7 protein-coding genes are annotated in these 12,247 nt (G+C 46.8%); all 7 read left to right on the top strand.

Annotated features, from left to right (window positions below; translation table 11 throughout):
• Positions 1–64 precede the first annotated feature (64 nt).
• The 7 genes from HRU80_00870 to HRU80_00840 all read left to right on the top strand — a co-directional run bounded on the left by HRU80_00870 (position 65) and on the right by HRU80_00840 (position 12,227).
• Positions 65–1,876 carry a family 16 glycosylhydrolase gene (locus tag HRU80_00870; protein QOJ27490.1) on the top strand — a complete coding sequence of 604 codons (1,812 nt, stop codon included), beginning with the start codon at positions 65–67 and terminating at the stop codon, positions 1,874–1,876.
• An 88-nt stretch (positions 1,877–1,964) separates the two neighbouring features.
• Positions 1,965–4,166, top strand: coding sequence for a glycoside hydrolase family 3 C-terminal domain-containing protein (locus HRU80_00865; GenBank protein QOJ30417.1), 2,202 nt, complete (start codon positions 1,965–1,967; stop codon positions 4,164–4,166).
• A 24-nt stretch (positions 4,167–4,190) separates the two neighbouring features.
• Entirely contained in the window at positions 4,191–6,197 is a 2,007-nt protein-coding gene (locus tag HRU80_00860) for a cellulase family glycosylhydrolase (GenBank protein QOJ27489.1), read from the top strand.
• A gap of 519 nt (positions 6,198–6,716) precedes the next feature.
• A complete protein-coding gene (locus HRU80_00855) occupies positions 6,717–9,737 on the top strand; it encodes a hypothetical protein (GenBank protein QOJ27488.1) in 3,021 nt (1,006 codons plus the stop codon).
• Positions 9,738–10,382: a response regulator transcription factor gene (locus tag HRU80_00850; GenBank protein ID QOJ27487.1), complete on the top strand. Its 645-nt coding sequence runs from the start codon at positions 9,738–9,740 to the stop codon at positions 10,380–10,382.
• Between the two features lie 486 nt (positions 10,383–10,868).
• Entirely contained in the window at positions 10,869–11,216 is a 348-nt protein-coding gene (locus HRU80_00845; GenBank protein ID QOJ27486.1) for a response regulator transcription factor, read from the top strand.
• A gap of 51 nt (positions 11,217–11,267) precedes the next feature.
• The gene (locus HRU80_00840; GenBank protein ID QOJ27485.1) at positions 11,268–12,227 is read left to right on the top strand and encodes a hypothetical protein; all 960 of its coding nucleotides are present in this window, start codon (positions 11,268–11,270) and stop codon (positions 12,225–12,227) included.
• Positions 12,228–12,247 lie beyond the last annotated feature (20 nt).

Genomic DNA, 12,247 nt, shown 5'->3' with positions numbered 1-12,247 from the left:
GTCTGAATGGTTCCGGAGCATGCAGCTTCCGGAACCGTTCTGTTTCCAAAACAAACAGGATTGCATGAATAAGCCAAGACTATATATAACAGTGTTTCTTCTGCTTGCCATGGCGGCTCCGCTTGCGGCAAAGGATTTTAAAGGGGCGGAACTGCGGACTAAACAGTCATTTCTTTACGGACGTTTTGAAGTGAATATGAAAGCTGCCGGAAGAGAAGGAATGCTTTCTTCATTCTTTACCTATAATGACAATTCTACGGGGCCTGATACCTGGAATGAGATTGATATCGAAATTCTGGGCAGATATAATGACAACGTGCAGTTTAACACCATAACACCCGGACAGGCGAATCACGTAAGAAGTCATCCGGTGAATTATTCCCCGCATCTGGAATACCGCACGTATGCATTTGAATGGACTCCGTCCTATGTCGCATGGTTTATTGACGGGGTGGAAGTTTACCGGCAGACATCAGCCCATATACAAACGCTGAATAAAACACAGAAGATTATGATGAATATCTGGAATCCTTCATTTGCCAACTGGGTGGGGCAGTGGAGTCCGGATATCCTTCCTGCGTTTGCCTACTATGACTGGGTTAAGTATTACACCTATACGCCTGGTACCGGGAATTACGGCTCAGGAAATAATTTCACCTTCTCCTGGGGAGATGAGTTTGACTACTTTAACACTTCCCGCTGGGAAAAAGGCACCCACACCTGGTTTGGCAACGGATGTGATTTTGTTGTTGAAAACGCTGTCTTCCGTGATTCAAAACTGATACTCTGTCTTACCGATCAGTTTAATCTCGGATATACAGATATTACTCCGCCGAAGTTTATCGGTGCAAAGGTTCAGAACAACAAAGTGATTGCGTCTTTTACCGAAGAACTTGATTCCGTTACCGCACAGACGGAATCCAATTTTATTATCGTGGGTGCGACCGTTGATAATGCTCAGATCCGTCCGGACAATAAAAGTGTTGAACTGACGGTTTCAGGATGGGATTTTGTTTCGTCCAAAAATCTGCTGGTATTTAATGTGAAGGACCGGTTTAACAATACCGCTGCCGCACGGGCAATTACCATTTCTCCGCAGACACAGTTTACCTTTCCGGTTAAGATTAATGCCGCGGGTCCGGCTGCACTCGGGTATCTGGCTGATGCTGAATGGAATCTGACGACCGATTACGGCTATTATGAAGGGGGAGTAACCACCTACGCATCCTCACTGCAGATTAATGGTACCGATGAAGATGAAATTTACCGTACAGAGCGCTATGGCGCCATGGGATATAAAGTGCGTCTGCCAAATGGCACCTATCGTGTTAAGATGATGTTTGCGGAGAACTATCTTACAGCAGCAGGCAAGAGGATTTTTGATATTTATCTTGAGCAGAACCGCGTTTTGCAGAATCTTGATATTTATGCATCCGTTGGAGGAAACACTGCTCTGGTGCATACCTTTGACGGAGTTTCAGTTCAGGACGGAGTGCTGGATATCTATTTTGGGGCGCAGGTTGATATGCCTCTTATAAATGGCATTATCATTGAGCAGGATCCTTCTGGCACAGATGAGGGAAGTCTTGAAACTCCCGGCGGATTCCGTCTGCATCAGAATTATCCTAATCCGTTTAACGGACAGACGGTGATATCGTTCTCCGTACATACTCCCGGAGACTTCATTTTTTCAGTATATAATACGCTTGGTGAAAGTCTGTTCGAGAAGCACTTTGGCTTTCTGGAGCAGGGGGAGTATTCGATTTCATTACGTTCTGATAATCTGAACAGAAGCTCAGCTTCAAGCGGAGTTTATTTTTACGAACTGGCATCAGCCGGGGCACGCAGCATAAAGAAACTTCTGCTGCTTAATTAAAGTATTTTTAAAGTATCATACTCATATCCTAAAGCGACAAAGAATCATGAATACATTCAGGAACATTACACTAACCGCAGCACTTGCAATGCTGATAAGCTTTTGCGCATATACCCAGCAGCTAACAAAAGAACAGGAAGCTAAGCTGAACGAGCTGATTTCCAAAATGACCCTGGAAGAAAAAGCCGGTCAGATGACACAGATTACCATACAGACCATTTCAAAGAAGCAGGGTACAAAAGACCAGAAGCATGAGCTTGATGACAAAAAGCTTGAAGAGGCAATAACAAAATATCATGTGGGCTCAATACTGAATGTGTTTGATGTGGCTCATGATATTGAATACTGGCATGAGATTATTACCAAAATACAGACAGCAGCTACGGAAAAAACCCGTCTGGGTATTCCGGTTATTTATGGCATTGATGCAATCCATGGTGCAACCTATACAAAAGGCGCAACATTATTCCCTCAGGGACTGGCGCTGGCGAGCACCTGGAATACCGGGCTGGCGAAAATGATCGGAGATGTTACCGCCATAGAAACAGCGGCTTCGGGTATCTACTGGAATTTTAATCCGGTGCTTGACCTCGGCCGTCAGCCGCTCTGGCCGCGCCTCTGGGAAACCTACGGCGAAGATGTGTATCTGGCTCAGCAGCTTGGCGGAGCATATATATATGGTTCACAGAATAATCCGCTGGTCGGTAAAGACCGGTTTGTAACCTGTCTTAAACATTATGTGGGATACAGTTTTCCGTTCAACGGGCTTGACCGTACCCCGGCTTATATGTCAGAAAGAACGCTGAGGGAATATTTCCTTCCGCCGTTTGAAGCAGGCGTTAAAGCAGGATCAAAAACCGTGATGGTTAATTCCGGTGAGATTGACGGCATTCCCGGACACGCAAATCATTTCCTTTTAACCGATGTACTCAGAGGAGAACTGAAGTTTGACGGTTTTGTGGTTTCCGACTGGGAAGATATTAAACGTTTATATACACGTGACCGTGTGGCTGACTCACCCAAGGAAGCTGTCCGCATGGCGGTAATGGCAGGCGTTGATATGAGCATGGTGCCGACTGATTACAGTTTCTATGAATATGTGGTAGAGCTTGCAAAAGAAGGCAAGCTTCCGATGTGGAGAATTGATGAAGCCGTAAAACGGATTCTCGCGGTGAAGATGGGTATGGGACTTTTTGAAAATGCTTTTCCTGACAAAGAACTTAAAAAACATTTCGCTACGGAAGAACATACAAAACAGAATCTTGAAGCTGCAACGGAGTCAATCGTTCTGTTAAAGAATAAGGATAACACTCTTCCTCTTGCAAAGAATAATAAGGTTTTTGTGACGGGTCCGACAGCTAATATGCTTTCAGTGCTCAACGGAGGGTGGACCATTACCTGGCAGGGGAATGAAGAGACTCTTTACCCTCAGGAGAAATTTACCATCCTGGAGGCAATTCAGTCTGAAATTCCCAAAGCACAGGTGAGCTATGCAGAAGGCGTAACATTCGATAAAGAAGGAAATACTGATGAAGCAGTAAAGCTTGCCGGTTCTTCTGATGTTGTTGTCCTTTGCCTTGGCGAACCGGCTTACTGCGAAACTCCGGGTAATATATATGACCTTACCCTGCCTGACGCTCAGATAAACTATGCAAAGAAGCTGAAAGCGGCAGGGAAAAAACTGGTTGTAGTGCTGGTTCAGGGCAGACCCCGCGTTATGAATGAAATCGCGGAGATTGCTGATGCGATAATGGTTGGGTTCCTCCCCGGTATGGAAGGCGGACGAGCTATTGCGGATATCCTGTTCGGTGATGCAAATCCGAGCGGCAAACTTCCGGTGACGTATCCGAAATCACCTAACGGCATCACTTTTTATGATTACAAACCAATCGAAAAATTTGACGCAAACGGCTACAAACCGCAGTTTGAATTTGGATTCGGACTGAGTTACACAACCTTTGCGTATGCAAATCTGAAATTAAGCAGCAATGAAATATCCGAAAACGGTACTCTGACGGTGACGGTTGATGTTAAGAACACCGGCAAGATTAAAGGCAAAGAAGTTGTGCAGTTATATCTGACAGACCTTTTCGGAAGCGTAAGCCGTCCGAACAGACAGATTAAAGGATTCGACAAGATTGAACTGGCTCCGGGTGAAACCAGGACTGTTTCCTTTACCGTGAACAAGGACCATCTTTCATTTATCGGTCGTGAAAATAAAAGAATTGTTGAGCCAGGCAGATTTCTTGTAAACATTGCCGGACTTGAAAAAGAGTTCGAACTTAAGTAACAAAACTTCGGCCCGGGATTTTTTATGTTCGTATGGTTTTATTCAGCGGGACGGATTGCATTACTGTTTATCCTTATGCAGTCCGTCCTTACAGGACAGCATTTATTAAAAGTTAACGGTCAGAAGATTGTAAACAGCAGCGGTTCTGAAGTCTTTCTTAAGGGAATAGGGCTCGGGGGGTGGATGCTTCAGGAGGGATATATGCTGCATACGGGAGCATTTGCCTCAGCGCAGTGGCAGATAAAGGAGAGAATTACTGATCTGATAGGGGCGGAAAAAACAGCCATTTTTTATGATACCTGGCTGAAAAACTATGTCACCAAAGCTGATATAGACTCGTTAAAAAGCTGGGGATTTAATTCGGTACGGCTTCCGTTTCATTTTAACCTGTTCGCGACGAACACTAACCCGCCGCAGTTCCTAACAAAAGGTATTGAACTGACAGACTCACTGCTGGCCTGGTGCGAGGCGAATCAGATCTATCTGATACTTGATATGCACGCAGCCCCGGGCGGTCAGAGTGATGAGCCGATCAGTGATTATAATTCCGCGTTCCCTTCGCTCTGGCAGAGCGAGCAGAACAAAAATCTTACGGTGGCCATCTGGCGTAAGATAGCAGAACGCTATAAAGACAAACAGTGGATTGGCGGATATGATCTTCTTAATGAGCCAAAGTGGAATCTTGGCAGCACAAACCAGCCGCTGCGTGACCTGTATATACGCCTCACCGACACTATCCGCGCGGTTGATACCAATCATATTATTTTTATCGAGGGGAACTGGTTTGCGACTGATTTTAACGGTCTCTTCCCGCCGTGGGACGCAAACATGGTTTACAGTTTTCATAAATACTGGAATACCAATAATCAGGGTTCAATCCAGTATCTGCTAGATCTGAGGAACAATACCAACCGCCCTTTGTGGCTTGGCGAAACGGGTGAGAATTCAAACCAGTGGCTTACCGATATGGCCGAGCTGATGAAGACGCATAATATCGGCTGGGCGGTATGGCCGCATAAGAAAATAAAATCGGTTGCCGGTCCGCTTCAGGCAACGCTTTCTCCGCTCTATCAGACGCTGCTTAATTACTGGGGCGGGTCGGGCGCGCGTCCTTCAGAAACGTATGCATATAACGCTCTGATGACACAGGTCAACAATCTGAAAATTGAAAACTGCACATATAATAAAGATTATGTTCATGCGTTACTGGGACAGCCTTTCAGCAGTCAGACTACTGCTTATGCTCCGAATATAATACCCGGCAACATCTTTGCCGTGAATTATGATATGGGAAAACATAACACAGCATATTTTGATACCGATTTTCAGAATACCGGCGGCGGGAGCTACAACAGCGGATTTCTTTACCGGAATGACGGTGTTGATATAGAGCAGTGTTCCGACTTTGCCTCCAACGGATATAATGTCGGGTGGATCAGCAATAACGAATGGCTGAGTTATACGGTTACGGTTAACACCACTGGTGTATATAACATTGATCTGAACGTGGCCGCGCAGTCAGCCGGAGGAAGTATTTTTCTGCTGATGAACGGCACTCCGCTCGGTGGATTTATTCAGGTTCCGGCAACCGGCGGGTGGCAAAACTGGCAGACAGTGCAGCTTTCAAACGTGCAGCTAAGCGCGGGAACACACAAACTGACGGTCAGATTTTACAGCGGTAATTTTAATTTCAGTAATCTGGATTTTGTGCTGGTCTCAACGGATATAGCAGACGGGCAGTCAGTGCCGGCCGAATATGCATTGGAGCAGAATTATCCGAATCCGTTTAATCCCGCCACGAAAATCAGCTACCAGCTCCCCGAAGCAGCATCAGTAAAAATCGAAGTATATAACGCTCTTGGTGGGGTGGTTGCTTTACTTGCAGATGAAAAACAGGAGGCGGGTTATTATACGCGTTCTTTTGAAGCCAGCGGACTGGCGAGCGGAATTTATTTCATCAGCATGCGCGCCCAGGCAAGTGAGGGAAAAGCGGAATACTCCGCAACAAAGAAAATGATTCTGTTGAGGTGACTGACCTCTTAAAGCTTTTGTAGCGGCACGCTGTACCGTGTCGCTACAGAACTATATTGCTGAACAATCCACGCATAACTCCAGATCCAATCCTTCGCAAAAACAGAAAATCGAAATCCCAGCCAATCGTACCGACACGCCGCAGCGTGTCGCAACAGAGCTGTGTTCCTAAAGAGTCCGCGTAATTTCAAAAGCAATCCTTCGTAAAAACAGAAAATAGTAATCCTTACCAATCGTACCGACACGCCGCGGCGTGTCGCTACAGAGCCGTGTTCCTATATAGCCCGAATAATTCTGAAAGCAATCCTTCTTAATAATAGAAAATAGTAATCCTTACCAATCGTACCGACACACCGCGGCGTGCCCATGAGGCTAGGAGTATGGAAAAAGATTTTTGTCTTTTTGGCTGGCATCACTGATTGTTGTCATCTGCTCCGGCAAACGGAAATCTCTTTATTGTAGAAGTATTTTCCGCAGTTAGTTATATTCATGCCTTAAAACAGAACAATTTCTTCGCCAATGCCCTTTTTTCTGCTTTTGTCCGTTCTCTGGTTTACCCTGCAGCTGATGCCGGCAGGGCAGGAGATTATTTCCGCTAAGGAAGATAAGCCCGCTTTTACGGTGCGCCATTGGGATATTGAGAGCGGTATTCCCCAGAATACGGTTAAAGCGATTCTTCAAACCCGTGACGGCTATATCTGGGTGGGCACCTTTGGCGGCATTGTCCGGTTTGACGGCAATCGCTTCACTCTTTTTAATACCTCAAATATTCCCGGGCTTGAAACCGATCGTGTGCTGACCATGGCTGAGTTCGACGGTGTCCTGTGGATCGGATTTGAGCGGGGGGGTATATTTCATTATCAGAATAATCAGTTTACCCGCTTTAATCTTCCCGGTTCCGGTTCTGAGCAGACAGTCCTTTCCTTTGTCAGAGATGGCCAGGGGGGAGTGTGGATTCAGACCTTTGAACCGGGGATAATCCGCTATAAGGATGGGAAGTTTAGCAGTTATGACAGCAGCCACGGCGTGCCCGATAAATATTCTCTCTTTAAGGACCGGCAGGGGGTAATTCATCTTGCCACGGATAAAATATGCCTGAAGTTTAACGGCAGCCGGTTTGTTTCTACTATATACGACTTCAGCGGCGGAGGAGAGCTTTCCATTTCTCCCTTTTTTGACAGGCAGGGTATCCTGTGGGTGAGCCGCAGAGAGAAGGGAGTTACCCGGCATACCCCATCCGGAGAGATTAAGCCGTTTCCTTACCGGCTTGCTTCAGACTGGATCAGGAAGTTTCATCAGGATGAAGACGGAACCCTCTGGATGGCAAGCGACAAGGGGCTGTATATATATGACGGCAGTAATCTGTTCCGCTACACAACGGAAGACGGGCTGAGTGATAACGAAATCCTTTCCATGGCACGGGACCGGGAAGGGAACTACTGGCTGGGATCCAAAACCAACGGGCTGATGCAGCTCCGCAAAAATCTGGTTAAGACTTTTATCAGAAAAGGGGAGGATGATTTTAATAACTTCACCTCGCTCATAAGAACCAGAAGCGGGCGTCTGCTGGCAGGACTGAACTGCGGCGGGATATATATTCAGGATGCGAAGGGAAACCTTCAGTTTCTTCTGGATGAGAGAAACATAAAGAATGTCTGTGTCTGGTCAATCTTTGAAGACAGCCGCGGCGACCTCTGGTTCGGTACCTGGGGGGAAGGAGTTTACCGGGTGAAGAACTGGGAGAAGGCATACAGCACAGGAAACCTCCGCGCGGAAAAAGCCGGCAAGGTAGAGGGGAATGTAATTCTTGCCATTGAGGAGGATATATACGGCAATCTCTGGTTCGGCACGCTAAACGGAGGAGTAATACGGTTAACACCTGAGGGGAAGGCGGTGCGCTTTACCACCGCGGAGGGGCTTGCCAGCAATGAAATACGGACGATCATGGCTGAAATGGACGGCGCGGTAATAACCGGAACGGGGGGAGGAGTCTCGCGTATATATAACGGCGCGGTTACACCGCTGCCCTATGCCGGACAGATTCCAAGAAAGATTGTCAGGGCACTCTACCGGGATGCGGATTCTGTTTTATGGATCGGTACTTATGGGGCCGGTCTCTTCAGAGTGGAAGGGAGCCGGGTTCTGGCGTTTACTGAAGCATCAGGGTTATACGATAATCTGGTATCACATATCATTGAGGATAAGCAGGGACGGCTCTGGATGGGATCAAACAAGGGTATATCAGCAGTCAGCAAGGAGTATCTGACAGCGGAATACACGGAGGAAAAAAAGAAGCTGACTCCCATGATATTTACCTCTTCAAACGGCATGCTGAACAGCGAGACCAACGGCGGATTTCATCCTTCGGCATTTGCCGATGAAAATGGGCAGGTCTGGTTTCCGACCGTGAGAGGTATTGTGAGAGTGGATGCCGCGACCGCGGAGGTTAACCGGACAGCACCTCCGGTATATATAGAAGAGGTTTCTGTGGATCAGCACCGGATGATGCCCGGAGCCGGACTGGTTATTTCAAGCGGGGTTGAGCGCCTTCTGATCACCTATGCCGGACTCAGCTACAGTGACCCCTCAAAGAATCGTTACCGTTACATCATGTCAGGTTTCAGCAGCAATTGGTTTGACGCAGGGTCAGCAAGGGAAGCAGTATATACACATCTGCCTCCCGGGGAATACACCTTCAGGGTTGCGGCGGCTAATAACGACGGGGTCTGGAGTGAAGAAGACGCGGTCCTCAGTGTAACAGTACTGCCTCCGTTCTGGATGACAGGCTGGTTTGTGGGGGCAGTGGTGCTGGCTGTATCGGGACTGATTTTCTGGATATATACCTGGCGCATGAATGTCATTAAACGCCGCACACGGCTCCAGGAAGAGCTTGCGCGGCAGCTTATGGAGTCTCAGGAAAGTGAACGGAAAAGGATTGCCGGGGAAATTCATGACAGTATGAGCCAGAATATTCTCCTGATGAAGAATATGGCAATGCTTGCACTGGAGAATAACACTAATCCTCAGGAAACAACCGAGCATCTGCAGGAGATAACCGCTCTGGCCGGAGAAACACTTGACGAAGCAAGAAAAATGGCGCATAATCTGCGGCCTGTGCAGCTTGACCGGCTTGGTCTTGCTGAAACGCTGCGTCAGCTTCTTAAAACCGTTCAGAAGGGGAGTTCGGTTATTATAGAATATGAAATCGGGCAGATTGACGGCCTGCTTAAGAAGGAGAATGAAATAATAGTCTTCCGCATCCTGCAGGAGATTCTGAATAACGTTCTTAAACATTCGGAGGCAAAAAGGGTTTCAGTAATTGCGGAAAAAGAACAAAACCGCCTCCGGTTGTTTGTGCAGGATGACGGACGGGGATTTGACGCAAGAAGATATACTCAGGACAATGAGCCAAGTCCGGGAATGGGTCTTGCCGGTATCATTGAACGGGTGCGCATACTTAAAGGGGATCACAGTATCAAATCAGAAGCAAATGAAGGAACAACTATTGTTATTACTATTCCGGTTGAGGAAACAGCGTAAATGAAAAAAGTAACGATTCTGCTTGCTGACGACCATCCGATTGTGAGGCACGGAATGAGAGCGGTCCTTACATCTCTTGAAGGAATGGAAGTAATTGCGGAAGCCAAAAACGGCGAGGAAGCGCTCGGATATATCGCGGAGCTGAGACCTGATGTTGCCATTGTGGATCTGAGCATGCCCGGCATGGGAGGGCTTGATATATTGCGTCAGCTGAAAGAGACGGATCATCCGGTTAAGGTTATTATTAATACCGGATTTAAGGATGAGTCTCTGCTCAAAAGTGCTCTGAAACTCGGAGCTAAGGGATTTATTCTGAAGGAGAATGCACTTACGGAAATCGGGTTTTGTCTTGAAAAAGTTCTTGGCGGAGGGAGATATATCAGTGACGAACTTACGGAACTGATGATATCAGCCAATGAGCAGGAAGCACCGGATTTTCTTGCGGGACTCAGCATGCTCACGCTTTCCGAGCGAAAAATTCTGAAATATGTAGCAATGGGGAAATCCACAAAGGAGATAGCTGCTGAACTGGTATTAAGTTACCGCACTATTGAAAACCACCGGAACAATATCTGCAAGAAGATGGGGCTGACCGGAGGCAATGCACTTCTGAAATTTGCATTAGATAATAAAGACAAACTGTAAAAAGGGGACGCCGCACTCTGCGATGGGACGCTGAATTCAGACGGATGCTTCGCAGCGCGGATTTCAGCGGATCGAAGACCTTTTTGGCAGAGACAGATGACCATCTGTCTCAGTGTGCAGATAATTATTGACGCAAAGAGCACTAAGGTCTCCCGAAACTCCCGCAAGTATCCCTTTTCCGCCAAAACCTCACAGACTTAATCGATTCATAATTCATACTTCAAAATTCATAATTCATAATTCATAGTTCATAATTCATCTAGGTGTTTCCACTCAGAAAATTGAGTGTCAGCACTGATTGTATCCCCTTTTACTTTCCTTTAGTTTACTGTCTGAAGATTCCCTGATTAGTGAAGAGATTTTGCGGTAAAAGAGGGCTTTACCACAAGTATCGGGGCAGGGTCCTCAGGGGCCCTGCCCGGATGCTCAATCTCAGGCAATTTCTCTGTGTGTGTTTTATTAATTAATCTTTAACTGCAGGACTGAATGAAAGTACTTTCCGCGGATGACAATCATCGCGTAAGGAAAATAATAAGCCGGATGCTCGGAACCACGGCTGACGAATTTCTGGAGGCTGCCGACGGCCGGGAAGCGGTGGAACTCTACGTGAAATACAGGCCGGACTACGTGCTGATGGATATCGAGATGGAAAAGCTTGACGGCCTGAGCGCCACAAAGGATATTCTGCAGCATGACCCTTCCGCAAGGGTTATTATAGTAACATCCCATGACAATGAATCTTACCGCAGGGCTGCAACTGAAGCCGGTGCCGCGGATTTTGTGCGCAAGGATGACATCATACGCCTTAAAAAGCTGCTTACGGAAAAAGAGTAATAATAAAGAATTTTTAAATAACCAATAACTTATATATCTACCGAGGTAATCATGAAAAAGCTGCTTCTGTCTGTTTTTTTTCTTCTTTGCGCCATCACCACTTTATATGCACAACCGTCAACCCTGTCACTGCAGGGAGTACTGCACGACCAGTCGGGTGCCGCGGTACAGGACGGAAACTATGTACTGGTTTTTAATATATACAGCACTGCCACGGGCGGCAGCAGTCTCTGGAACGAAACCCAGAGCAGCGTTCCGGTTGTAAACGGTGTATTCAGCGTAAGGCTTGGTTCGGTTACTTCTTTCGGATCGCTTAACTTCACTCAGCAGTATTGGGTGGGTATCCGTGTCGGAAGTTCAGGCGCAACGGAACTTTCTCCGCGCATTGAACTGACCGCGGTTCCTTATGCATTCGCGTTAAAAGGAGGAGAAAATGTGCTGGCAGGTTCAGGCAATGTCGGCATAGGAACACTTTCCCCCTCACAGAAACTTCATGTTAACGGAAATGTGAGAGTGGATGGAAATATGGGTGTAGGTACCAACTCGACTACGTATAGACTTGATGTATCCGGGAACTCCAATGTTACGGGTGACCTGCGCGTTACAGGAAATCTTAATGCAGGAAGCATTACCGGCCCTAACAGCACGGTGAGTATAAGCGGAAACATGTCAATGACCGGCCAGCTGAATGGCAAACCGAAAGTCTATGGAAAAAGAGATATGCCCGGTTTTATTACATTGAGTCCGATCATTAGCCAGACCATCAGCTCATTTACTGCTGACGCAGATATGCTTATCAGCTATGTGGTAGATGCTTATGAATCTTCACCGACAACATATATAAAAGTGACAACAGGTTCGGATGTAGTACACGAACAACTTTATACCACGCGCAGATTTACTGTGCTTTTTCCCGTGAGAAAGGGTGAGTCAGTAAATATACAGGCTCAGACAACCAGTAATTCCGGGGCATTTATTGTTCCTTACCGTCTTCATATTGGCGATCTCTGATAAATCACATTCATAAATGA

This window comes from Ignavibacteriales bacterium (genome assembly GCA_015709675.1).
GTDB lineage: Bacteria > Bacteroidota > Ignavibacteria > Ignavibacteriales > Ignavibacteriaceae > H2-BAC3.
The sequence above is the reverse complement of the archived record's forward strand: the minus strand, read 5'-3'. Positions and strand labels throughout refer to the sequence as shown.

Excerpts from the sequence above, each read along its gene's own strand:
- HRU80_00840 (QOJ27485.1), top strand. The coding sequence starts at position 11,268 with ATGAAAAAGCTGCTTCTGTCTGTTTTTTTTCTTCTTTGCGCCATCACC.
- HRU80_00860 (QOJ27489.1), top strand. The coding sequence starts at position 4,191 with ATGTTCGTATGGTTTTATTCAGCGGGACGGATTGCATTACTGTTTATC.
- HRU80_00845 (QOJ27486.1), top strand. The coding sequence starts at position 10,869 with ATGAAAGTACTTTCCGCGGATGACAATCATCGCGTAAGGAAAATAATA.
- HRU80_00865 (QOJ30417.1), top strand. The coding sequence starts at position 1,965 with ATGCTGATAAGCTTTTGCGCATATACCCAGCAGCTAACAAAAGAACAG.
- HRU80_00850 (QOJ27487.1), top strand. The coding sequence starts at position 9,738 with ATGAAAAAAGTAACGATTCTGCTTGCTGACGACCATCCGATTGTGAGG.
- HRU80_00855 (QOJ27488.1), top strand. The coding sequence starts at position 6,717 with ATGCCCTTTTTTCTGCTTTTGTCCGTTCTCTGGTTTACCCTGCAGCTG.
- HRU80_00870 (QOJ27490.1), top strand. The coding sequence starts at position 65 with ATGAATAAGCCAAGACTATATATAACAGTGTTTCTTCTGCTTGCCATG.